Annotated in this window: 21 protein-coding genes and 1 pseudogene; 10 read left to right on the top strand and 12 right to left on the bottom strand. The window is 37.7% G+C overall.

All coding sequences use genetic code 11. The features are described from left to right. The first annotated feature begins 38 nt into the window (after window positions 1-38). The 3 genes from MKL62_RS18690 (at window position 39) to gyrA (ending at window position 4,818) form a co-directional block, all read left to right on the top strand. Complete coding sequence (locus MKL62_RS18690; protein ID WP_000646179.1) at window positions 39-788, top strand: electron transfer flavoprotein subunit beta/FixA family protein; 750 nt, start codon at window positions 39-41, stop codon at window positions 786-788. 17 nt (window positions 789-805) lie between these two features. After that, window positions 806-1,738 (top strand): electron transfer flavoprotein subunit alpha/FixB family protein, encoded by a 933-nt coding sequence (locus MKL62_RS18685; protein ID WP_000025985.1) that lies wholly within the window; start codon window positions 806-808, stop codon window positions 1,736-1,738. Window positions 1,739-2,103: 365 nt separating this feature from the next. Then, window positions 2,104-4,818 (top strand): DNA gyrase subunit A, encoded by a 2,715-nt coding sequence (gene gyrA / locus MKL62_RS18680; RefSeq protein WP_000116449.1) that lies wholly within the window; start codon window positions 2,104-2,106, stop codon window positions 4,816-4,818. A gap of 50 nt (window positions 4,819-4,868) precedes the next feature. On the opposite strand, the gene MKL62_RS18675 is transcribed toward gyrA, so the two are convergent. The 8 genes from MKL62_RS18675 to MKL62_RS18640 all read right to left on the bottom strand — a co-directional run bounded on the left by MKL62_RS18675 (window position 4,869) and on the right by MKL62_RS18640 (window position 13,784). Beyond that, window positions 4,869-6,515, bottom strand: a complete 1,647-nt coding sequence (locus tag MKL62_RS18675) for an ArnT family glycosyltransferase (RefSeq protein ID WP_005128100.1) — start codon at window positions 6,513-6,515, stop codon at window positions 4,869-4,871. Between the two features lie 9 nt (window positions 6,516-6,524). Further along, window positions 6,525-6,905 (bottom strand): GtrA family protein, encoded by a 381-nt coding sequence (locus MKL62_RS18670; RefSeq protein ID WP_000457363.1) that lies wholly within the window; start codon window positions 6,903-6,905, stop codon window positions 6,525-6,527. After that, window positions 6,905-7,885 carry a glycosyltransferase family 2 protein gene (locus MKL62_RS18665; RefSeq protein WP_005128101.1) on the bottom strand — a complete coding sequence of 327 codons (981 nt, stop codon included), beginning with the start codon at window positions 7,883-7,885 and terminating at the stop codon, window positions 6,905-6,907. Before MKL62_RS18665 ends, MKL62_RS18670 begins: the two co-directional genes overlap by 1 nt. Further along, window positions 7,882-8,676: a ChbG/HpnK family deacetylase gene (locus MKL62_RS18660; protein WP_005128102.1), complete on the bottom strand. Its 795-nt coding sequence runs from the start codon at window positions 8,674-8,676 to the stop codon at window positions 7,882-7,884. The genes MKL62_RS18665 and MKL62_RS18660 overlap by 4 nt, the downstream gene beginning before the upstream one ends. A 264-nt stretch (window positions 8,677-8,940) precedes the next feature. Then, window positions 8,941-10,032, bottom strand: a complete 1,092-nt coding sequence (locus MKL62_RS18655; RefSeq protein ID WP_005128103.1) for an A1S_2622 family ABC transporter permease subunit — start codon at window positions 10,030-10,032, stop codon at window positions 8,941-8,943. Beyond that, complete coding sequence (locus MKL62_RS18650) at window positions 10,029-11,159, bottom strand: ABC transporter permease (protein WP_322916974.1); 1,131 nt, start codon at window positions 11,157-11,159, stop codon at window positions 10,029-10,031. Before MKL62_RS18650 ends, MKL62_RS18655 begins: the two co-directional genes overlap by 4 nt. 3 nt (window positions 11,160-11,162) lie before the next feature. Next, window positions 11,163-12,284 carry an HlyD family secretion protein gene (locus MKL62_RS18645; RefSeq protein WP_005128104.1) on the bottom strand — a complete coding sequence of 374 codons (1,122 nt, stop codon included), beginning with the start codon at window positions 12,282-12,284 and terminating at the stop codon, window positions 11,163-11,165. A 12-nt stretch (window positions 12,285-12,296) separates the two neighbouring features. Next, complete coding sequence (locus MKL62_RS18640; protein ID WP_005128105.1) at window positions 12,297-13,784, bottom strand: TolC family protein; 1,488 nt, start codon at window positions 13,782-13,784, stop codon at window positions 12,297-12,299. Window positions 13,785-14,163: 379 nt separating this feature from the next. Between MKL62_RS18640 and serC the strand changes: the two genes are divergently transcribed. Continuing rightward, the gene (gene serC / locus MKL62_RS18635; RefSeq protein ID WP_005109584.1) at window positions 14,164-15,243 is read left to right on the top strand and encodes a 3-phosphoserine/phosphohydroxythreonine transaminase; all 1,080 of its coding nucleotides are present in this window, start codon (window positions 14,164-14,166) and stop codon (window positions 15,241-15,243) included. Window positions 15,244-15,300: 57 nt separating this feature from the next. Here the strand turns inward: serC and MKL62_RS18630 are convergent, their stop codons facing one another. Further along, on the bottom strand, window positions 15,301-15,447 hold the full coding sequence (locus MKL62_RS18630; protein WP_000691795.1) for a hypothetical protein: 147 nt from the start codon (window positions 15,445-15,447) through the stop codon (window positions 15,301-15,303). A gap of 33 nt (window positions 15,448-15,480) precedes the next feature. Then, window positions 15,481-16,422, bottom strand: coding sequence for a hypothetical protein (locus MKL62_RS18625; protein WP_000795874.1), 942 nt, complete (start codon window positions 16,420-16,422; stop codon window positions 15,481-15,483). Between the two features lie 257 nt (window positions 16,423-16,679). Between MKL62_RS18625 and MKL62_RS18620 the strand changes: the two genes are divergently transcribed. Further along, window positions 16,680-17,165, top strand: coding sequence for a YaiI/YqxD family protein (locus MKL62_RS18620; RefSeq protein WP_001985538.1), 486 nt, complete (start codon window positions 16,680-16,682; stop codon window positions 17,163-17,165). A gap of 10 nt (window positions 17,166-17,175) precedes the next feature. Then, entirely contained in the window at window positions 17,176-18,084 is a 909-nt protein-coding gene (locus MKL62_RS18615; protein WP_001140078.1) for a DMT family transporter, read from the top strand. Window positions 18,085-18,113: 29 nt separating this feature from the next. Here MKL62_RS18615 and MKL62_RS19665 read toward each other — a convergent pair. After that, window positions 18,114-18,194: pseudogene (locus MKL62_RS19665) on the bottom strand (PilZ domain-containing protein); the annotation flags it as partial. A gap of 137 nt (window positions 18,195-18,331) precedes the next feature. Here MKL62_RS19665 and MKL62_RS18610 point away from each other — a divergent pair. The 3 genes from MKL62_RS18610 to MKL62_RS18600 all read left to right on the top strand — a co-directional run bounded on the left by MKL62_RS18610 (window position 18,332) and on the right by MKL62_RS18600 (window position 22,764). After that, entirely contained in the window at window positions 18,332-19,567 is a 1,236-nt protein-coding gene (locus tag MKL62_RS18610; RefSeq protein ID WP_001984636.1) for a lipoprotein-releasing ABC transporter permease subunit, read from the top strand. Beyond that, window positions 19,560-20,246 carry a lipoprotein-releasing ABC transporter ATP-binding protein LolD gene (lolD, locus tag MKL62_RS18605; protein WP_000049406.1) on the top strand — a complete coding sequence of 229 codons (687 nt, stop codon included), beginning with the start codon at window positions 19,560-19,562 and terminating at the stop codon, window positions 20,244-20,246. Before MKL62_RS18610 ends, lolD begins: the two co-directional genes overlap by 8 nt. Before the next feature lie 85 nt (window positions 20,247-20,331). Further along, window positions 20,332-22,764 (top strand): DNA internalization-related competence protein ComEC/Rec2, encoded by a 2,433-nt coding sequence (locus MKL62_RS18600; RefSeq protein WP_005128106.1) that lies wholly within the window; start codon window positions 20,332-20,334, stop codon window positions 22,762-22,764. Here the strand turns inward: MKL62_RS18600 and MKL62_RS18595 are convergent. Beyond that, entirely contained in the window at window positions 22,717-23,700 is a 984-nt protein-coding gene (locus MKL62_RS18595; protein ID WP_001984639.1) for a lysophospholipid acyltransferase family protein, read from the bottom strand. The two genes, MKL62_RS18600 and MKL62_RS18595, sit on opposite strands and share 48 nt — an antisense overlap. A 136-nt stretch (window positions 23,701-23,836) precedes the next feature. On the opposite strand from MKL62_RS18595, the gene sppA reads away from it, so the two are divergent. Further along, on the top strand, window positions 23,837-24,853 hold the full coding sequence (gene sppA, locus MKL62_RS18590) for a signal peptide peptidase SppA (protein WP_025469996.1): 1,017 nt from the start codon (window positions 23,837-23,839) through the stop codon (window positions 24,851-24,853). Window positions 24,854-24,859 lie beyond the last annotated feature (6 nt).

Here is a 24,859-nt window from a genome sequence, read left to right as displayed (position 1 = left end):
TCTCAACATTTACTTTTGCTAGAACAGCCGAGGATTACATGAAGGCTCTTGTTGCTGTAAAACGTGTGGTTGATGCCAACGTTAAAGTTCGTGTTAAGCCGGACAATAGTGGGGTTGACCTTACCAACGTTAAAATGTCAATTAACCCATTTTGTGAAATCGCAGTGGAAGAAGCGGTTCGCTTAAAAGAAAAAGGAACAGTATCAGAAATCGTTGTTGTTTCTATTGGTCCTAAAGAAGCTCAAGAACAAATCCGTTCTGCAATGGCTTTGGGTGCAGACCGCGGTATTTTAGTTGAAACTACTGACGAAATTGGCGCTCTAGAAGTTGCTAAAATCTTAAAAGGTGTTGTTGACGCTGAAAAACCAGAACTTATCCTTCTTGGTAAACAAGCAATTGATGATGACTCTAACCAAGTAGGTCAAATGCTTGGTGCATTATTAGGCGCTGGTCAAGGTACGTTTGCTTCTGAAGTGAAAGTGGATGGCGGTAAAGTACAAGTGACTCGTGAAATCGACGGTGGTTTACAAACTGTTGAACTTGCACTTCCTGCAATCATTACAACTGACTTGCGTTTAAACGAGCCACGTTATGCTGCATTGCCTAACATCATGAAAGCTCGTAAAAAACCGCTTGATACTAAATCTCCTGCTGATTACGGTGTTACAGCTGGTACTAAGCTTAAAACGATTAAAGTTGAAGCGCCTGCAGAACGTAAAGCTGGTGTACAAGTGAAATCTGTAGATGAGCTTGTTGAAAAATTGAAAAATGAAGCGAAAGTGATCTAATACGGAAGGATAAAATCATGAGTATTTTAGTTATCGCTGATCACAACAACCAGACACTTAACGGTGCTACTTTAAACGTTGTTGCTGCAGCTCAAAAAATCGGTGGTGATATTACTGTATTAGTTGCTGGTTCAGGCGCTCAAGCAGTTGCTGACGCTGCTGCTAAAGTTGCTGGTGTGAGCAAAGTATTACTTGCTGACAACGCTGCTTATGCAAACCAATTAGCTGAAAACGTAGCTGGCTTAGTTGCTGACTTGGCTAAAGGTTACAAATACGTTTTAGCTGCTTCTACTACAACTGGTAAGAACATTCTTCCACGCGTTGCTGCGCTTCTTGATGTAAGCATGATCACAGACATTATTTCTGTTGAATCGGCTAACACATTCAAGCGTCCAATCTACGCTGGTAACGCAATTGCAACTGTTCAATCTGACGAAGCAATCATTGTTGGTACTGTTCGTGGTACAGCATTTGATCCAGTTGCTGCGGAAGGTGGTTCAGCTGCTGTTGAAACAGTTGGCGAAGTAAAAGATGCTGGTGTTTCTAAGTTTGTATCTGAAGAAATCGTTAAACTTGATCGTCCAGAATTAACAGCTGCTCGTATTGTTGTATCTGGTGGTCGTGGTGTAGGTTCTGGTGAGAACTACCACAAAGTACTTGACCCATTAGCTGACAAGCTTGGTGCAGCACAAGGTGCTTCACGTGCAGCAGTTGATGCAGGCTTTGTACCTAACGATTTCCAAGTTGGTCAAACTGGTAAAATCGTTGCACCTGAGCTTTACATTGCTGTAGGTATTTCTGGTGCGATCCAGCACTTGGCTGGTATGAAAGATTCTAAAGTTATTGTTGCTATCAACAAAGACGAAGAAGCACCAATCAACAGCGTTGCTGACTACTGGTTAGTTGGTGATTTGAACGCTGTAGTACCAGAGTTGGTATCTAAGCTTTAATCTTTATTGATTAAAGTTAAAAACCCCTAGTTTTGAACTAGGGGTTTTTTGTTTTACAGTCTGAAGTTAGAAGTAAAAATTAGAAAATTTATGCTTTGGATGTTTGATTTTTATAAAATAAAATTCACATAGTTTTGATTAGGCATGAAGATAATGATTGCAGCTAAAAGAGTAGAATAATATGCAATTAAATTATACAAATATCACCAGATTGGCAGTGTAGATTCCGCACATTACAAAGCGCTTTTATGCTATAGTATACAGCTATATTTTTTTCGATTTTAGTTCACTTTCCGGAACTAAATTTTTTGCAAGATCAAGACATATAAACGGATAGAAATATCTATCTGTAAGAAGGAGTATGCATGAGCGTATCGGAAATCCGACCGATTGCCATTGAGGACGAACTCAAGCATTCATATTTAGATTACGCGATGAGTGTAATTGTATCTCGTGCATTGCCGGATGTGAGAGACGGTCTTAAACCTGTTCACCGTCGTGTGCTTTATGCCATGCACGAATTGGGCAATGACTATAACAAAGCCTACAAGAAATCTGCTCGTGTCGTTGGGGACGTAATCGGTAAATATCACCCGCATGGTGACTCAGCTGTTTATGAAACCATTGTTCGTATGGCTCAAGACTTTAGCTTACGTTATTTATTGGTTGATGGTCAGGGTAACTTCGGTTCGATCGATGGTGATAGCGCTGCGGCAATGCGTTATACCGAAGTCCGTATGACTAAGCTGGCACATGAGCTTCTTGCAGATTTAGAAAAAGACACAGTTGACTGGGAAGATAACTACGACGGTTCGGAACGTATCCCTGAAGTACTTCCGACACGTGTTCCAAACTTGTTAATTAACGGTGCTGCTGGTATTGCTGTAGGTATGGCAACTAACATGGCACCACACAACATGACAGAAGTTGTGAATGCATGTTTGGCTTATGCTGACAATCCGAATATCTCGATTGAAGGATTGATGGAATACATTACCGGTCCTGACTTCCCTACAGGCGGTATTATTTACGGTAAATCAGGTATTGTTGATGCCTACCGTACCGGTAAAGGTCGTTTACACATTCGTGGTAAATACCATTTCGAAGAAGATGAAAAGACAGGTCGTACAACCATCGTCTTTACTGAAATTCCATATCAAGTAAACAAAGCAAGAGTTATTGAACGTATTGCCGAGTTAGTAAAAGAGAAAAAGCTTGAAGGTATTTCAGAACTTCGTGATGAGTCTGATAAAGAAGGTATGCGTATTGCAATTGACTTGAAACGCGGTGAAAACGCAGAAGTTGTTGTAAATAACTTATTCTTAAATACCCAGCTTGAAAACTCATTCAGCATCAACATGGTTTGTCTAGACAATGGACAACCAAAATTGATGAATCTAAAAGATATTATTGCGGCATTTATTCGTCACCGCCAAGAAGTTGTGACACGCCGTACCATGTTCGAATTACGTAAAGCACGTGAACGTGGTCATATCTTGGAAGGCTTGACAGTTGCCTTAGCCAATATTGATGAAATTATTGAAACCATCAAAACTTCTGCAAACCCTGCTGAAGCGCGTGAGCGTTTACTTGCGGGTGAGTGGGCAGGTGGTGGCGTTGTTGCACTACTTGAAAAAGCTGGTGCAATTTCTGTTCGCCCAGATGAAATTGAAGGTGAAGATCCAAATCGTCCATTTGGTTTAAGTGATTCAATTTACCGTCTGTCACCAACACAAGTAGGCGCAATTTTAGAATTACGTTTACACCGTTTAACTGGTCTTGAACAAGACAAGTTACATGCGGAATATACTGAAATTTTAGGTCAAATTGCTGAACTTACTGCAATTTTAAATGACTTTAACTTGTTAATGGGTGTTATTCGCGAAGAGTTGGCACAAGTTTTACAACAATATGGCGATGCACGTCGTACCGAAATTGTTGAATCTCGTGTGGATTTCTGCCGTGAAGATTTAATTCCAGAAGAACAAGTGGTATTAACTGTTTCGCAAACGGGTTATGCAAAAACTCAACCACTTTCAGACTATCAGGCACAGCGCCGTGGTGGACGTGGTAAGTCTGCAACCTCAATGAAAGATGATGACTTTATTCAACATCTGATTGTGGCATCGAACCATGCGACCGTACTTTGCTTTACCAATGTGGGTAAAGTGTACCGTCTGAAAGTATTTGAAGTTCCTCAAGCATCACGTGGGGCAAAAGGCCGTCCAATCGTGAACTTGTTACCTCTAGATGCAACAGAAACAGTAACTGCAATCTTGCCATTAACCGAGTTTCCAGAAAATCACTATGTGTTTATGGCGACAGCTTCTGGTACGGTTAAGCGTGTTGAGTTAGAACAATTTGCAAACATTCGTTCAAATGGTCTACGTGCTATTGAACTTAATGAAGAAGATACCTTAATTGGTGTTGCGATTACTGATGGTAATCAGCAAATCATGTTGTTCTCTAACGAAGGTAAAGCAATTCGTTTTGCTGAAACTGACGTACGTGCAATGGGTCGTACAGCGAAAGGTGTACGCGGTATGCGTGTAAGCTTTGCAAGCAGCACCTTAAGTGAAGAAGATGCAGATGTTGAAAATGATGATTCAGATGATAATGATGATTCAGCAGATTCAAGTCTAGTAAGTCGCATCGTATCGCTTGTTGTTGTGCCTGAGACAGGTGAAGTACTGTGTGCGAGTGCCAACGGTTATGGTAAACGTACTCCAGTAAATGACTTCCCGACCAAGAAACGTGGTGGTAAGGGTGTTATTGCGATCAAGACAAGTGAACGTAACGGTGAGCTAGTTGGTGCAGTTTCTATTGATGAAACCAAAGAGTTATTATTAATTTCTGATGGTGGTACGCTTGTTCGTACGCGTGCTGCAGAAGTTGCAATGACAGGCCGTAATGCTCAAGGTGTTCGTCTGATCCGTTTAAGCGAAGAAGAAACACTTGTTGGCGTAGTTTCAATTGAAGCTGTAGAAGACGAAGAAGAACTTCTTGAAGGTGAAGTAGATACGACTGAAACTGATAGCGAAGAAGCTGTATCTAATAATGAAGATACTTCTGAAGAGTAAAACGTTTTAAAATAAAAAAGGAAGCTTCGGCTTCCTTTTTTATTTCTGGTTTATTTCGAGGGATGGAAAATAAATACATCATAGTTTCTGTAATGCAAAGTTTTTACTGACGGGTCTTTAGTTGCAAAATTATGAGGTTGACTTACCACGATCAGATCTTGTTTTTGCATTAGAGCATCTTGAAGCTGCTGTTCGCTCCACAAGTACTTTTTGAGTTGCGGTTCAAATAACAAACCATCTTTAATTTCTAAAGAGGCACTATCTGAATGCACAGTATCCCATTGATTTACGATATAAACAGGCTGCTTAAGTTGTAAAAGGAATGGAACATCATAGAAATAATAATTGTAGAAAACGATTTTTGTAGATGGGGCAATGTACTCAGCAAAATCTGTTTGGCCTACATTGTTTTTGGTATCTAAAATACGAACAGCAAATGGGACTGCACTACATAGAACAATTAAACTTATAAAAATATAAGTCAAATAGTTCAATTTCTGTTTTTTATATAGCCCAACTAACACAAGTGGAAGCACAATTAATAAGGCACCAATGAGATAAATAAATATGGCTTGGTTTTGGATAAAAAGCTGATGTGCACGAATAAAATGTGGTGTTGCACTAACGCCAATTCCAACAAGTACAGTAAATACAGGAATACCCCAAGTCTGCAATCTGGTTTTATTACTGCTTTCAAGAACCTTATTCATCACAAGCGCGAAAAAAATGGCAAGAGGCGGAACAGCAGGTAAAATATAGCCTGCTAGCTTAGAAGGCGGAATAGAGAAGAAAACCGTAACAGAAACAAACCACCATACAAATAGGGCAAGTAAAGAGCATGATTTATAATCTTTAAAAATGGTTTTTATAGACGTAAATCTACTCGCAAAAAGCCATGGTAAAAAACTGACAAATAAAATCATAAGATAAAAGCACCATGGCTGTTTGTTATTAAACTCTTTTGAACTGAAACGATTAAATTGTTGATCAATAAAAAAATAGTGTAAAAATTGAGGATATTTACTTTGTACCAAGTAGAGCCACGGACTAACGATGAATAAAAATAACAAGATAGCCAATGGATTAAGAAGAGAAGGTATTTTCTTCCATTGCTTGGTGTAAATTAACCACGGTAAAAGAATCATGCCGGGAATTAAAATTCCAATTAAGCCTTTGCTTAAGAAGGCTGCTGCACCAGCGATATAACCTAAAAATAAAATAGATTTCCGTGCATAAATGGTGAAGTCCACAAAACATAAAACACTAATGGTGATCCAAGAGGCAAGCAGTAAATCATGGTTAATGTATTGGCTACTACCAAAAAAAAGCAGGTTAGTGGCTAAAATAATAACGGTAAGTTGTGCAACGCTTTCTGAAATATGCTTTTTTACGAATAAAAATAATCCCACTAACATGAGGGTACCAGCCAAAACAGGTACTAAACGTAACACCCATACATGCACACCAAAAAGCTCCATAAACATAGAACTTAACCAATGTAGTAAAGGAGGCTTATGCATGAAAGGTAAGCCATCGATTCGTGGAGTTAACCAGTCTCCAGATTCGAACATAGTACGGCTAATATCTCCGTAGCGACCTTCATCTGGTACAGATAAGGGTCTAATCCAAGACAAAACAAATAGCCAAATCGGTAAGAATATTAATAAAAATTTGGAACTACGAAGCCATTGCTGCATACATAATCCTTAATGTTGGAATGCAAAAAAACGGTTAAGTAAAAAAGTCACCATAGATGTCAGAACAATTGCAGTACACACTAAGGTTGAAACAGGTACGTTAAAATAGAGGTTTGAAAGTAAAAGAAAACTTTCATTAAATAAAAACCCTAAGCCGGCAACCAACGTGAATTTTGGGAGAGTCTGCCGATGCGTAAGATGTTGCGCTTTAAACGTAAAAACGCGGTGCCCAAAATAGCTCACCCAATAGGCCAGTAGAAAAGCGCATAAATTGGCATATTGCAGTGCAACATGTTTCTTAAATAGAAGCATGGCTACACTATAATGAGTAAGTGCTGCTGCGGTCCCGGTAGTAGTAAACCGTGCAAGCTGAAGAATATGAGCAAACATTAGAAACTAGAGAACGTATTTTCTTGGTGGGCGATTGAATGTTCCTGCTTAGTACGAGAATGCTCGGTAGAAATAATATATTTTGGGCGGTTTTTAACTTCAGCATAAATGCGGCCAATGTATTCACCTAAAATTCCTATGAATAACAATTGAATACCACCTAATAGCGTCATACCTGCCGCAAGTGTTGCCCAGCCCGGAATGGAAATTCCCTCAATCAAAGTTTTAATGATAATCCATACGCCGTAGCTCATCGCACCTAAGGCCAGAATTGCACCTAAGTAAATACATACGCGTAAAGGTAAATCAGAAAAACCTGTTAAACCTGACATGGCCAAGTTAAAAAGAGATTTTAAGTTGAAGCTAGAACGGCCATGTTGACGTTCTTGCTCAGAAAAATTAATGCCTATACTTTTAAAGCCAACCCAAGCATATAGGCCTTTCATATAACGATTTTTTTCTGGTAATTGTTTGATAGCTTCAACAACTTTTGCATCGAGTAGCCGGAAGTCTCCAGCACTTTCTGGAATATCAATAGGTGAACTTAAGTTTAAAATACGGTAATAAGCTTGGGTTAGAACACGTTTAAGCCATGATTCGGTTGTACGATTACGAATACCATAGACCATGTCATAACCATTTTTCCAAAGATTAATCATGGTTGGAATTGCTTCAAATGGATGTTGAAAATCAGCATCAATCAGTAGAGCAACTTCACCAGACACATGGTCTAAACCAGCACTTAAAGCTGCTTCTTCGCCAAAGTTCCGTGAAAGCTCCAGCACAACTAAAGGATAATCCTCAATCATTGTTTGTAAAATTGGAATGGTATCGTCTTTACTTCCATCATCTACCACAATAATTTCATAGCTAAGATTTTGCTGTTTTAGACTATTTGCCAAAGCAGGAATAAATGTTTTTAAATTTTCTGCTTCGTTGTAGGCTGGAACAACGCAGGATAAAAAGGGTTTTATATTCATTGCATTGCCCCTAGTCTGGTGAGCTGGATACCGTATTGTTGACAATCAAGTTGGAACTGAGCCGAACTGAAGTATTGATATTCTTGAATTCGGGCGTGTTGAATTGGATCTTGATCATTTGATTGTGCAAGTGCTGGATGGCACATAATCAGTAAATGGTCTTTTGCATTCGCAAGCCAATATTGATTGAGTTCGCCATAATTGGTCAGTTTGAAATCATAGATGCCAGCAAATTGGCCATTTTGATTAAAGTGATATGTCTGGCAAGCTTTTGCCAAAGAGTTAGAACCTAATGCTGAGAGCATACGAGTTTTAAAACGGTAATGAGGGGGATTGATTGGCTGTTGTAAATTTCGAATCCAACCCGTAAATTTTTTCTCTTTTAATAATTGCAGCAAAATATCACGTATAAATGGAAATTGATGAATATGTTGATGACCATCTATAAAGTCAGGTTGTTTTCCTAATACTGAAACAAATAAGTCCCATTGCTCCTCAATACATTGAGTGATTAATTCGCGATTAAGACTTGCAAACCATGCTCGGACTATAAGCATAGGTAAGGGAAAAACCAGATTACCCGAAGCGAAAGCATAAGTAAGATTTAAATGTAAACCGATATCAACTCGATCACTAAACGGTTTTAATTTGGCAGCAGCAGTTTCCCATAAATCAGATTGGGTCATACATGAGGTGGCTTGAAGCGCACCTTGTTCAATAAGTTGAATAATTGCGTCAGATATCTCTGCATTCATTGCAAAGTCATCTGCGCAATAGCACACCTTTGCCATATCTAAATTCCACTATAGGGCAGGGTTACAGAATTATTCTGCTTAGCTGCTGAAAAACTATACGTTTTTAATATGGAGAAATTTCCTTAATTCCAACTTAAAGTTTTCTTAAGGTTTTATGACAATTGAAGTAAAATAATTGTTTGAATTTATTTGATTTTTTATAAAATTTAAGTCAATTTTTTTAAGAAATAAGCTTTAACTATAAGATTTTATAGTAAATAAAAATATAATCTGTACACTTTAATTAGCCTATAAATAAGTTTATTTAGATACTTTTAAACGTGAATAGGCAGTAATTAAAAATATAACCCCAATAGTCGCAAGAAAAATTAATTTCGGGACCACGACATTTAAAGGCACGCCCATTTGATTAAGTTGTACAAACATCTGTACGGCGTGTGTAGAGGGTAAACACCAAGCAAACCATTGCAACCATTCAGGCATGGCTTGATGAGGCCAAGCTGCCCCAGTTAATAAGAAAAGAGGAACTGAGCTAAATACAATAATATGTCCGGCACGTTCCGGCATATCTAAAAGTGAGCCAATTAGCATACCTAATCCAATTACACAGCTAATGAAAATAGGAACAGCGACTAGCAAACCGACAAAGTTTCCACCGTGTGGATAGTCATTGAACCACAAGGTAAAACCAAAAAGATAAAAACTTCCTAAACAACCAATTGTAAAGATACTGGCAAAAATTCCTGCAAAACGAATAGGGGTAATTTTTTCATGTTGTTCGCGGTAACTTGCAACCAGCATGGCCAAACCTAACACAATTGTTTGGTGAATAATAAGTGATGCAACTGCAGGGAAAATATAACTACCGTAGCCTGAAAGCGTATTAAATAAAGGCATTTGATGAATAGAAAGAGCAGGCTGAAAGTGTGTACGTTGTCCAAACCTTTCAATATATTCCTTTAAAGTTGCTTCAATAGAGGTGGCAAGACCTAACCCAATTTCTTTAGTTTTTAAAAAGTTGGTTGTGCTTAAGTATAAGCCGATTCCGCCAGTTTCTCCGCGGCGTAAGCTCTGCGTTAAATTGCTTGGTAAAAGTAAAATACCATCGGCTTTTTGTTCGCGAACCATTTGTTCAGCTTCAAGAAAATTACCAGTGACATCAACAATTTTAACGTGAGGGCTATTGGCTGTTTGACCAATGACTTGAGAAGTTAAAAGACTTTGTTCTTCATCAACAATGACAATTGGAATTGATTCTGCGCGCTCAGCTTTATAGGCTGTCGGATAAAAAAAGCTATAAAGAATGACGGATAAAATAAGTGTTGTGAAAACTGAACTGTTACTCACAATATCTTTAAATGTTTGAACGTAAGCCTTTAAAAATTCCTTCATGGTGTTGCTCCTTGAACCAGTTTTTTAAGCAGCAAACAACTTAAAAAGAAATAAATAAGGCAGTAGCCAATAAGTATTAAGAAGGGAGACATTGAAATGAAAAGTGGACTTCCAATCACCCATTGTTCGGTCTGGAGCTTTGCATAAGGGGTGTACGGAATAATCAGTGACCAAAATTTAGTGAAAATCGGTGCATTATTTAAAGGTAGAGTAACGCCTGCAAAACTTAAAGAAGATCCGCCATATACTGCAATAAAACCAAAAGTTTTACTTAAATTTTTGGTCGCGAGAATGACGGTGCTACTAATTAAAGCATAAGAAAAATAAAGTAAGAACTGAGCAGCTAATAAGAAACTTAGTGAACCTGCTACAAACCAGCCTCGAATTTCAACCAGCCAAAACATCCATAACCAAGTCCAGAAACAGAAAATAAAGCTATACAGCAAATTTTTAGCCAATAAGCCCTGAATAAAACTTTCTCGGTTCACCCACTGTGTTAGTGTGCCGCGTTTAATTTCTTGTCCAATGGCAAATGCCACACAGCAACATAGTAATAAATGTAATACGGCTGGAACCATGAAGGGTTCTAAATAGAACTCATAGCTCATACTCGGGTTATAAAGCGTTGAAATTTTGACGTGTGCTGTAGGGACATCTAAATAGGGAATATTATTTGCAAGATAATTCTGGCCAGCATAGTCTGCTAAAGCATTGAGAGTGCTGACTAACATCGCCGAGGAAATCGTGTTCCCGACACTAAAAAAAGATTGGTTAAAAGCAATACTGATTTGAGCATCTTGAGCTTTCACAAAACGTTTTTCGGCACCATCCGGAATAAAAACATAACCCCATATTTTGGTTTCATTGAGTAATCTCTCGGCTTCACTTGAGCTTGTAGTAATTGTTTTTACATCGACTGTATGATTTAGTGAAAGATACTTTCCAATATTACGGCTTAGTTCACTCTGGTCTTGATCAATAATGGCAATGGGTAAATGTTCAGCTTTACCTGCATAAAACATGCTGCTAAACAAAAAAATGATAAAAGCAGGGATGAGTGTCACCATACACAAATCCCATTTATTGCTTCTTAAATAGTTTAGTTCACGTAATATGCTGGCAAACATGTTTTATTTTTCTTCTTTAATTTTAAATAGAACACTCATGCCAACTTTTAAGTCTTTGACAGGACGCTCAGGCGCCAAATGTAATTTAAAACTACGAATGTCATAACCACCGGTCTGACGTGTGGTTTTAATGGTGGCAAATTCGCCTTCGGCATCAATATTTTTCACTTTAAACATCACAGTTTGATTCAGCGCAGGAATGAAACCTTCTAGCGTTTTGTTTTTATAAACAGAAGCGTATTGGTTTTCACCGACATTTAAACTGACCCACAAATCATCATCTTCTAAAATGCTGACAACAGGTACACCCATAGCAACGAGTTCAGAAGGTTTGCCATAAGTTTTTGAAACTGTACCTGAAATAGGAGCGAGTAAACGAGTTTCTGCCTCAAGTGCTTGAGCTTCACTTACCGCGGCTTTTGCAATTTCAACTTGTGCATCCGCTGTAGATTTCTGCTGACTGGTACTTCCGCGCTTTGCTCGAGCATATTGTTGATAAGCTGCTTCACTTAACTCTTGAGCAGAAGTCTGTGCGGCTAACATCTCATCTCTTCTTTGACGAGAAATAACACCTTGTCTATATAAATTTTCTCCACGTTGATAAGTGGTTTTAGCAAGGTTTGCCTGTGCTTTCATACTCTGCCAATTGGCATAAAGAGTATCAATATTTTCCTGTTGAGAACCTCGGTCTACCGTAGATTGAAATGCCAAAGCTGATTGTAGGGTGGCTAAAGCTTGTTGTTTTTTAGCCTCTATTTCAGGGCTGACTAAACGAACAAGAGGCTGACCTTTGGAAATTTTCTGGCCCTCTTGCACATAAATTTCTTCAATACGGCTCGGAACCTTAGTACTGACATGAACTGTTTCAGCCTCAACTCGGCCTTGTAATTCAATAGGCTTAGGTTGATAGCTTTTCCACAAACCAAAAATGATTAATCCTAATAGAGCAATAACCACGACCGCAATAATTAGTTTAATTTTCGAATTTTTAGGAGGTTGAGAATCACTTTTACTCGTTTTTACTTCTTGAGTATTGTCGGTTTGAGTATTTTGCTGATTTTGGTGAGTTTCTGCCGTACCCGCAACAGGAGAATTTTGTTCTGAATGAGCTGAGTCTTGATTCATGTTATGCCCCCATTAGCGAATATAGTCAGTGTGTGGTTGAGTCACATAAGCTTTAAACTGGTCCATAGAACCATGGCTTTGCAACAGAGTTGCGAGCGACATGACATATTTATAAGCATTTAAAGCCATTTCTGTTTTTAAAGCACTTAATGCATTTTGTGCATCGATCACTTGAGTCGCTGTACCTATGCCTTCTCGGAAAGAAAGTTCCTGAATACGTAGGTTTTCTTGAGCTGCGCTGATATTCCTTTGTAATAGCGTATGACTTTGCTGTGCTGAATTGAGCTCGTTATAAGACTTATTCAATAATGCTTCAATCTCTTGTTTAGTTCGTTCAGTCATGAGTTCTGAAGCATAACGTTTTAATTCGGCAGCATGAATATTCTTATTTTTATCTACGCCAGAAAAAAGATTGTATTTTGCCATAACACCTACAATCCAGTTTTCATTTTCATCGAGTGAATACTCACCAAAAGCGAAAAGACTCGGTTTTTTTGCTGCTTGTTGAGCCTGAATATTTGCATTTGCCAATTGAGTGTCTAACTGCATTTTTTGCACAAGGCTAGATTTTTGAGAGTAACTGCTTAAAAGAGATTCTAACGATTGGCTACGAACAGTATTTACAAAAAGAGGAGTACTTAAATCAGCATTATTTTGCTGGTGCAAAAGATTGTTTAAATTAAATTGGCTAGCATTCAGATTTGCCTGCGCATTTTGTAGAGTTCGTTCGGCATTGTTACGAGCAACTTCAAACTGCATACGTTGCCCTTTACTAATAAAACCTTGCTGTTCGAGCTTTAACGCATTGCTGTAATGTTTTTGCATTGCATTAAAGTTAAATAGACTACTTGCGACCAGTTGTTGTTGTAATTGCACATTAAAATAACTTTGTACGACTTCGAAGCGCTGGATATCTTGTTGTTGTTGGCTTGAAAGCTCGGAGCGTTGAGCCTGAATGTTAGCTATTTTTTTTGCACTAGTTGTTAACCCACCTGTGTAGAGCGGCATCACCACTGAAATAGATGGTCGGACTACTTGGTCTTCTACAGTCAAATTAGCGTAGTCAGGAAAACGGTTTATACCGTCATGTATGATTTGGTTTGAGCCTTCCTGAACTTGACCTAAAACATCTGATGGAATGACATTGTTCCACTGGGATAATTTATCATTGAGTCCTTGGCTTAAATCATTTTCAAGTTTTTGTTTAAAAGAGCCTAAGGGTACATCTGTTTCACTATGAAAAGCATATGCCCTCACATTTAAATCAACTCTGGGGAGTCCTAAACCTTTTACCGCTTCGGCTTCTAACTGAGAGGCTTGTTGTAATGCTTGGTTGGCTTGAGTGCTGTATGAGCTTTTTAAAGCCTGTTGTTCTGCTTCAGCATAACTTAAACTTTGCGCATAAATAGGCGTTGCAATTAATACTCCCAATACCAACGCAAGGTAATTGGGTTTAAACAAAAAAGGACGTTTAGACTGTCGATATTGATGTGTTGGCATTTTATATAACAATTTTTGATCATCCCTTATAGTTTAAATTTCTTGTTATTAAATTCAATTATCATATTGTTTATTATACAATTGTATAAAAGCACAAAATGATTTTGAGGTTATTTTTGCTTGATGGAAAATCATACAGCAAGTTTTTATATGTTCATCACAGTATGGGAAACTATATTCACAAGTCAAGTTGAACTTTATTTAATAAAACTTATAAAAAAATAAGTGAAAGCAATGAAATAAATAAAATAGTTATTGAAAAAATAGGCATAAACACGCCCTAGCATTGAAATATTTACTAGAGAAGCTGCTGCAACCTTAAGCAATCTGTGGTTAAATGCCTTTTTTTATTGTGTTTCACTTTTACAAGGGAAAAATCATGCGCGCGTACAATTTCTGTGCTGGTCCTGCTGCATTACCTACTGCCGTTTTAGAAAAAGCTCAACAAGAATTGTTGGATTGGCAAGGTAAGGGCCTATCCATCATGGAAATGAGTCACCGTAGTGCTGACTATGTTGCTGTTGCGGAAAAAGCTGAAGCAGATTTGCGTAAGCTCATGAATATTCCTGAAAACTATAAAGTGCTATTTTTACAAGGTGGCGCGTCATTACAATTTTCAGCAATTCCTTTAAATCTGCTTGGAAAAAATAACAAAGCAGATTATATCCATACTGGAATTTGGTCTGAAAAAGCTTTAAAAGAAGCAAAACGTTATGGCGATATTAATGTTGTAGAAGCTGGTATTAAAGTAGACGGTAAGTTCGCCATTTCTGAGCAAAGCGAATGGAACTTATCTGACGATGCAGCTTATGTCCATTATGCCGATAACGAAACAATTGGCGGTTTACAGTTTGCTGACGTTCCTGATGTTAAAGCCCCACTAGTATGTGATTTTTCATCAAGCATTTTATCTGCTCCACTTGATGTTTCGAAATTTGGTCTCATCTATGCAGGTGCGCAAAAAAATATTGGTCCTGCTGGTTTAACAATTGTTATTATCCGTGATGACTTACTGGATCAAGCTAAAGCAGAGATTCCAAGCATTTTAAAATATGCTGATCAAGCCAAGAATGGCTCTATGGTAAATACACCATCGACTTATGCTTGGTACTTGTCTGGTTTAGTATTTGAATGGTTACTAGAGCAGGGTGGGGTAGATGCTATCCATAAAGTTAACCTTGAAAAAGCTCAGTTACTCTATGGTTATATCGATTCAAGCGACTTTTATAATAACCCGATTGCCATTCCAAATCGTTCAATTATGAATGTACCATTTACTTTGGCAGATGAAGCTTTAGAAAAGCAATTCTTGAAAGAAGCTGAAGCAAATCACTTATTGAACTTAGCAGGTCACCGCTCAGTAGGTGGTATGCGTGCAAGTATTTATAATGCTGTGCCATTAGAAGGCGTTCAGGCGCTTATCCGCTTTATGGATGATTTTGCTAAACGTAATGGTTAAGTCATAAAATGAATAAAGCCCTCAAAAAGAGGGCTTTATTTTTATATAAATGATCAATTAAAAAGGCATAAAACCAAATTGATGTATCATCATTGCGGCTAAGAACATACCTAAAACGAAAAAGCAAAACGCACCAGTATCGACCCTTATACGTGGGTTACTAGTTTGAATGAGGCTGGTGGTTTGTTCAGGTATAATCTTCATTCAATAGCCTAATTTTTAAAATATTAGTGAAATTCAATTAGTTTCACTATTTTTAGCATAAATATTCGCCTGAATCCAGATATTGCCACGAATATATTCGCCAATATTAAAGTTTTTGTACAAATCATTTTTTGTAGCAATGCGCACTAATATGGCAGGAAGGTTGTCTTCTAAAACTAAAGTGACATCATAAAGAGTATATTCTGCACCCATAAATGACATTGAAGTTTTACCGACAATATTACCTTGGAACCAAGCTTCATCTTCTTGACCAAGATTTTCTCCATATAAATATGCAACCATTTTAGAAAAATCAACCGTTACAGGTTCTTGATCTTCTTTAGTTTTTGGTTGCCATTCATTAATCAGTTCTTGTAGGTTTTCGGGTGCAATTCCATTATGTTCAGTTAAAATCGCATTTAATGCACGGTGATGTTTAATTGACGCTGGATCATCTACGACAATTGTTTCTCCCGCAGGCACTGATTCTAATTCATAGGCCCATGCATTAAATTGGACTTGATAAGTTTGGGTTTTGTCATATTGGCAACGATTAACGCTAAATAAATTATCAAATGCATAAATCGTTGTACTTTTATTTAATTTTAAACTTAATACTGCTTGAGTAGCAGAGTCACAAGTAATGATGCGCTCAATTTGGGCATTATATTGATAGGGACTATCAAAACTAGGGAAGGCAGTTTTTAAAGCACGAGGTTTTTGATTTTCAACTGCAATAATTTGATTAATGGTGACCTTCTGACCTTGTGGACCTTGAATGAGCCAAAAAGATTGATCCATTTCGTCTTCATTTTGACATAAACCCATTGGCATTACAGGAGCATCAAGCGCTAGTCCAAGCCATTTTGGTACATCTGTCTCTGGATGGGAAGTCAGTAGATTCCAATGCTCTCCATGACTACCAAAATTTTGGTCGTTTACCGTAATAACTTCTGGACTGTTTTGATTTTTCATAGGTACGATTGATGTTGGGTTTATCTCACTTGATATATTAAATCGAGGGTAATTGCTATTTTTCAAGTCAACATATGTAAATTCTCTTGTAAAAGCACGTATTTAGTTATTAAAAAGTTCTCTACCTAGCAAAAACATGTGCTGCTAAGTGAATACATAAATAATTATTAACGTATTGTTCAAATTAAATTTAGAAAACAAGTTTTATATTTAGCGCTATTCTCTAATGAAATGCATCTGTTAGACTTATATTTTTAGTGGAAATAGAGAATAACGTGCTGCCATTCAAGTTGTGGGTAGACGCAGATGCATTACCTAAAATTTTGCGTGAAGTCATTTTAAGAGCTTCGGATCGTTATCAATTAGAAGTGATTTTTGTAGCCAATCAAAATGTCGGTATTACTCCTTCAGTACGTATTAAATCTCTGCAAGTTTTAAGTGGGGCCGATCAAGCCGATCAGGAAATTGTGAATCGTATGTCTGAAAATGACATTGTCATTACGCAAGATATTCCACTCGCAGCTCAAGTTATTGAGAAAGGTGGTATTGCGATTCACCCACGTGGTGAGGTGTATACCACAGCGAACGTAAAAGCACGTTTGCACTTACGTGATTTTATGGATACGCTGCGCGGCGCTGGTGTACAGACGGGTGGTCCACCACCTATTTCAGAACGTGATAAGCGCGAATTTTCTAGTGCACTCGACCAAACGATTTTAAAGCAAAAACGTAAAACTGCTTAGTGAGCCTCTTATGCCATCCCAAACCAACTTGGCTTCAACTTATGTCTTGCTTGTATTTATCTGGGCAACGACACCTTTAGCCATTGTATGGAGCGTATCTGACTTACATGTCATGTGGGCTTTACTGTTACGGTTTTATATAGCTTTGCCTCTGTCGGTTATTGTTTTACTTGTTCTAAAAACTTCTTTTCCAACTCATAAGCAAGCTTTACATAGTTATTTTGCAGGGTCTTTTAGTTTAATCGGCTCGCAAATTTTTACCTATGCTGCGACCCAATATTTAAGTTCTGGCATGATTGCCTTGATGTTTGGTCTAGCACCCATTATGGCTGGATTGATTGGACGTTTTGCTTTTGGTCAGCATCTTTTTAAATTGCAGTGGCTAGGTATGGCTGTTGCTGTTTGTGGACTAGCGATCATTTGTTTAAATGGTTCAAATCAACATGTGCATCCATTTGGTATTGTCTTAATGTTGGTCAGTGTTTTTGTTTATTCATTTTCTATATTTTGGGTAAAGAAAGTGAATGCCAAAATTCAGCCAATGGCTCAAGCGACCGGTTCGATCTTGGTTTCTTCAATTTTGGCAAGCTGCCTTATTCCATTTATTTGGCAATATGCACCGACTCATTTACCACAAGCTAAATCTTTATTTGCATTAATTTATACAGTTCTGATGGCTTCACTTGTGGCTATGTTCTGTTATTTCAAACTTGTTCAGAATATAAAACCGACCACTTTATCGTTAACGACAGTCATTACACCAATGCTAGCAATGATCATTGGAGCTGTTTTAAACCATGAACAATTGTCGATTATGGTTTTTGTGGGAGCTTTCATTATCTTATTTGGTCTATTTCTATATTTTTATAAAGACATTCAAGCAAATCGTAATTTTGCTCAACATATTAAGTCTAAGTAGGAGAAGATGAGGGTAATTTGTTGAGCTTATTCATTAAATTGTTCTAATTCGTAGCTAAATGCATGATCAAATTGATCTCATATCTTAAGTAGTAGAAAATAGCGCAGCAATATAATATTAGGATTGTTAAGGATAGATCAGAACTTACTGATTTTTAAGCCTTAATACAGCATCTAACGATATGGCTAAATAAGAAGTGTGAATGAACACTTCTCTTTTTCCATCAATGACCTTGGATTTAGAAGGTATGTTTAAACCAATCTCACTGTATATAGGGTTGAGATATACTCGCGCTCGACGCAGTAATCATTTTATTTCTTTTATTGCATTGGTTTCGATGGTCGGTTTGACACTTGGTGTCGCTGTACTAATTACGGTACTTTCTGTAATGAACGGTTTCGACCGCGAATTAAAAAATCGTGTTTTGGGAATGGTACCGCAAGCGACAGTTTCATCGACGCAAATCCTTACGGATTGGCCTGAACTGGTTAAACGAGTTGAAAATCATCCCCACGTGACTGGAGTTGCACCTTTTACCCAATTGCAAGGTATGTTAACTGCTCAAGGGCAAGTGGCAGGTATTATGGTGACGGGTATTGACCCTAAATATGAAAAGAATGTCTCTATCATTCAAAATCATATTGTTGCCGGTAGCCTCGACTCACTTAAAAAAGGTGAATTCGGTATCGTACTTGGTAAAGACATGGCCGATTCGCTTGGCTTACGTCTAAACGATAGCGTGACATTGGTTTTACCTGAAGCGACTCCATCTCCAGCTGGTGTTGTACCTCGTTTTAAACGCTTTAAAGTGGTGGGTATTTTCAGTGTAGGTGCTGAAGTTGACTCGATGGTTGGATACATTGCTTTATATGATGCTTCAACTTTATTGCGTTTACCTGATGGCGCTCAAGGCGTTCGTCTAAAATTAGATGACATTTTTGCCGCTCCTCAAGTTGCCGATGACATTGTGAAGAATTTGCCAAGCAATTTCTACGCAACAAACTGGACCTATACACATGGCAACTTATTTAATGCCATCCAAATGGAAAAAACATTAGTCGGTTTATTGCTTGTACTAATTATTGTAGTTGCTGCATTTAACATTGTTTCGTCTTTAGTTATGGTCGTGACTGACAAAAAATCGGACATTGCAATTTTACGTACTTTAGGTGCATCGCCATCTATGATTACTAAAATCTTTATGGTGCAAGGTACGGTTATTGGTGTGATCGGTACAGTTGCGGGTACGGTTTTAGGGGTTATTCTGGCACTTACGATCAGCGATATTATTTCTTGGTTTAATAATGTTCTCGGACTTAATCTGTTCGATGCCTATTTTGTACATTACTTACCTTCTTACTTAAGATGGCAAGACGTGACAATTATTGTGATTGTTTCTTTACTCTTAAGTTTCTTGGCAACTATTTATCCGGCGCTTCGTGCAGCCAAAGTTCAACCTGCCGAGGCATTGCGTTATGAGTAAAGTCGTTTTAGAAGCAAAAGATATTTATAAACATTTTGATGACGGTAAATCTAAGGTTGAAGTCATTAAAGGTCTCTCTTTACAAGTGGAAGCAGGGCAGTTTGTATCTATTGTCGGAGCAAGTGGTTCAGGTAAAAGTACTTTGTTGCATGTACTTGGTGGCTTAGATCAGCCGACTAAAGGACAGGTATTTTTGAATGGTCAGCGCTTTGATAATTTAGGTGAAGCGGAACGTGGCTTTCAACGTAACCAATACTTAGGTTTTGTTTACCAGTTCCACCATTTATTACCTGAATTTACTGCTCTTGAAAATGTAGCGATGCCTTTAATGCTTCGAGCAGACAGTCAATATAAGTCGGTAAAGGCACAGGCTGAATATTTGCTAGATCGAGTGGGGCTATCTCATCGTATGGACCATAAACCAGGTGAACTTTCAGGTGGTGAGCGTCAGCGTGTTGCGCTTGCTCGTGCATTAGTGACTAAGCCTGCGGTAGTACTAGCTGATGAGCCTACGGGTAACCTAGATCGTAAAACAGCAGTAGGTATTTTCGAGTTGCTCACCGATCTTAAGAAAGAACTCAACATGGCAATGTTAATTGTGACCCATGATGAGCAATTAGCTCAGGCAGCAGATTCAATCTTGCATATGGAAGATGGGCTGTGGGTAAACGGTTCTTAAAAAAATTGTCATTAAATCACATTGTTAAAGCCCACTGAGTTGGGCTTTAATTTTGCCCCTAAAATGATAATGACTAGATTTTTAAATGTTTAAGATTATTCTATTGGGGTGGATTGGCGGTATTGCATTGATGGGAATAGATTTCCCTTTAATCATGCAATATGAAAAAGTGGGCGAGGCTCTACTGTTACTTGCCATTATTTTTTATCTTTATAAACGACCAATGTTCGTTGATCGACCATTTTTAAAGGCAGTGTTTTGCTTATTATGTACAACAAGTCTTTTTATGGTTGGTTACCACTATGCTGAAAAAGCACTGATTGAACGATTAGAACAAAGAGAAACGGATACCCGAAATCTCGACATTATTGTCTATATAAACCGTTTAAGTGAAGAAAAAGATAATAAGGTTCAACAAACTGCACAAGTTCTAAATCTTTCTAAAGAACCGGTGAATTGGTTGCTATATTTAAAAAGTAATAATCAAAATTTATTAAAGAATAATCAGAATCTTGAATTAGGTCACTATTATCGAATATCTGGAAAAACAAGACCTGCGCATAGTTATGCCACCTCAGGAGCTTTTGATCAGGAAAAGTGGTTTATTCAGCGAAATATTATGTCTGGTTTTAACGTGAGATATATTGAGCCTTTAAGCCTTGATGAAATCTATCGATTGGGCTATCAGCAACATTTAAAAGAACAACAGTCTTTTTCCAATAGTTTTCGTTTAAATATAGAAAAACTTCGCTTAACTTTTAGGCAAATATTAAACAGCTCATCTATACAGCAAAAGGGTTTAATTTTAGCTTTGCTGACAGGTGATGAAAGCCTTTTATCAGATGAAACTCAACTACAGTTCAAACAATTAGGAATTAGTCATTTATTGGCGATCTCAGGCCCACATGTGCTCATTTTTGCCATTATGTTATCTTGGGCATGTCATCAATTTATCAGTCGTTATTATCCTCAAATTTACTTATGGAAACCGAAACAGGTTTTGATGACTGTACCATGCTGCCTTGGTGTTTTAATTTATACTGCATTTGTAGGTTTCGAAATTCCTGCACTACGAACATTATTATCAGTATTTATATTTATTGGATTTCTATTATTAAAACAACCTATTAAACCTTTTACATTACTCGTATATAGCGCAAGTCTACTGTTGCTAATTGACCCGTTTAGTGTGCTTTCTGCAGGTTTTTGGCTGTCTTATGGGGCATGTTTTATTTTATTAAGAATTTACCAAACTATAGCGCAGCTACCTCAGCAACATTTTTTAAGTCTGAGCTCAAAAATGATTTTTATGAGTAAGGTGTTAATTGAATCTCAAGGCAAAATATTTATTGCATTGAGTCCCTTAACCTTACTTTTCTTTCAACAAATTTCTTGGGTTGCTCCATTAACCAATATTATTGCTGTACCTATTGTTGGTGGTGTTATTGTCCCTTTAAACATCATAGCTGCTTGCGCATGGTTTGTAGTAAAACCATTTGGAAATATGCTTTTTCATTTCAATGATATGTTGCTCAGCATATTGCTGAGTTGTTTGGGCTTATTAGAAAAACTCTCTTTACCATTACAAGGTATAAGCTTGACGCCACTGTCTTTATTAGCGATTAGTTTTGCCATAATTATTTTATTTTTACCTAAAGGAATTCTGCCCAAAACTTGGGGGATATTATGTTGTTTACCCTTAGTTATTATGAACAAAACGAGTCAGCAAATTCAGCTTAATATTTTAGATGTTGGACAGGGGCAAGCCATTTTTTTACAACATTCCGAACAAAACTGGTTAATTGATACAGGCGGTTCTTACGATGAAAAAATATTTAGTATTGGACAAAATGTTGTAGTGCCTTTTCTACGTCAGCAAGGCGTAAGACAATTAGATCATGTTGTGCTATCCCATCTTGATCAAGACCATAGTGGCGCGTTTCCTCTTATTCAACAAGAGATTCCTGTAAAGCAGCTTATTTCGAATGAACAATTACCAAATGATTTAAAGCAACCATTCCAATATTGCCATCAAGGGCAACAATGGCATTATCCTGAGTTAGATATTCAAATTTTATGGCCTAAAGAAAAAGATCTGGCTTTTGTTACTTCTAACCAGAATCAATATTCTTGTGTTGTATATCTTCAATTTAAAAAAGTTGGTGGTTACCAAAATTTTCTTATTATGGGCGATGCAGGATGGGAAGCTGAATACGAGTTATTAAAAGATTATCCTAACTTGAAGATAGATGTGTTGGTGCTAGGACATCATGGAAGTAAGCACAGTTCGGCTTATGATTTCTTGGCGACCTTAAAACCTAAACTGGCCATTGCATCGGCAGGTTTTGATAACCGTTATGGCCATCCTAGCCAAGAAGTTATAGCACGTTTAAAAGCTCTACATATTCCGCTAAAAAGTACTGTGGAACAAGGGACCTTAAATTTTGTATTGGAAAATCACAAAATAGTTTTACATGACCGACGTTTGGATAGGCTCTGGTTGAGTAGAGGTTTTTAAAGCTTCTGCTTTGAGCCTATCTACAATTTTAAGTGCTTCTGTCGGATCGATATTATAGATATTGTCTAAAGCAGGGTTCGCTTTAAAACGTTTATAGCTCCAGTGATAGTGTTCTGGATATTGATAAATGAGTTGCTCAATTGCTTGATGGATGACATACGTTCCATCGTCCGCAGTACCCTCATAGATTTTCTCATCCATTGGCTCGATATGCATGGTAAAGCCATCATTTTCATTACGGATCGCATAAAGAAACAGAGCTTTTGCTTTAGTTTTCTGGATGAGTTTTGCGCTTAAATTACTTGAGGCAAGTGGAACACCAAAATAGTTCACCATATCTCCACCCACATTAGGGGTATGATCCGGCAAAATTACTGTCGTTTCACCTTGTTTTAATGCTTTAAAAATTTGTCTTACACCGCTTTCATCGGTAGGGACGAGATTCGCTTGTTCACGGCTACGGGCTTCTCGCACAAAACGGTCTGCATCAGCATTTTTAACCGGTTTATATAAAATGGTCATTGATGTGAATTGAGCACACCATGCATTCATGACTTCCCACGTACCAAAATGTGGAACAATAAGAACTACACCTTTTTTTGCAGCTAATGCTTCATGAAAAAAATGTTCACCTTCAATACGGTGAATGCGTGAGATATTTTTACTATTTGATGAGCCCCAAATACTTAAAAACTCAAAATATGAAGTTAATTCGTTTCTTACAGCTTTTTCTGTAATCGCTATACGCTGCTGAGGTGTTAAATACGGAAGCGCAATTCTTAAGTTAAGCTCAATACTTTTTGATGTTCTAGTAATTTTTAGAGTATTTACAAGTCCTGCTAACAGACGAGCAAGAAAACGCCCAAATTGAATGGGTTGGCGGCTAAATGTTTTGAGTAATTGATAGTTCATGCTTTTTGAATCTGGTCTAGTCATCTATAGCAGTAAGTAAGGAAGAAACAACAAGTAAAAAAAGACAAAAATATTATAAATGAAATCATATTATTTAGACAGTTTTTATCAAATCAACGTATATAATGACATCATTTCGATTGATTTGGATTGGAATTTTATGTCCGATTGGCCACCAAAACCACAAAATGAACCTATAACCCCTAAACAGAACGGACCGGAATGGCAAATCCTTGAGAAAGCTGTACTGGCTTCTGTAGAAGAACAACGCCGTAGTCGTCGCTGGGGTATATTCTTTAAAACACTTACTTTTATTTATCTATTGTTCATTATCGTCTTAATGGGCAAAGGCTGTTCGACCACTAAAGATGGCTCTACAGCAAATAGTAGCAGTGCTCACCTTGCAGTAGTTGATATTATTGGAACTATTGATGCTTCAAGCAATCAGGCTGTGAATAGTGAAGATACAAACAAAGCGCTTAAACGTGCTTTTGAGGCATCGAATAGTAAAGCAATTGCCCTTAATATTAATTCTCCTGGTGGTTCACCTGTTCAGTCAGATGAAATCTGGCAGGAAATTCGCTATTTGAAAAAAGAGCATCCTGACAAGAAAGTCTATGCGGTAATTGGCGATATGGGTGCTTCGGGTGCTTATTATATTGCTTCTGCTGCCGATGAAATTATTGTGAATCCATCAAGTTTGGTAGGTTCAATTGGTGTCATTATGCCAAACTATGGCATTACTGGTTTAGCTCAAAAACTAGGAATTGAAGACCGAACTCTTACAGCGGGGACGAATAAAGACATTTTAAGTATGACAAAACCGATTAATCCTGTACAAAGACAACATATCCAATCTGTACTCGATAATGTTCATACTCACTTTATTAACGCAGTTAAAGAAGGACGTGGGAAACGCTTAAAAACTAATGATCCTGCTATTTTCTCTGGTCTTTTCTGGACTGGCGAGCAAGCAATTCAGTTAGGCGTAGCTGACCGTTCAGGTAACATTACAAGCTTGATGCGTGAACTGAAGCTTGATAATAAAGTTGACTACACGATTGAACGTAACCCATTACAATCCATTCTAGGGCGAATGGGATCAGAAATGGGGAAAGGTTTAAGTGAGTCGGTTGCTGAACGCTTACAAACAAGTCAGGACGCAAAACTACAATAATTTAAG

The organism is Acinetobacter sp. AOR01_HL, assembly GCF_027855455.1.
Lineage (GTDB): Bacteria > Pseudomonadota > Gammaproteobacteria > Pseudomonadales > Moraxellaceae > Acinetobacter > Acinetobacter baumannii.
The sequence above is the reverse complement of the archived record's forward strand: the minus strand, read 5'-3'. Positions and strand labels throughout refer to the sequence as shown.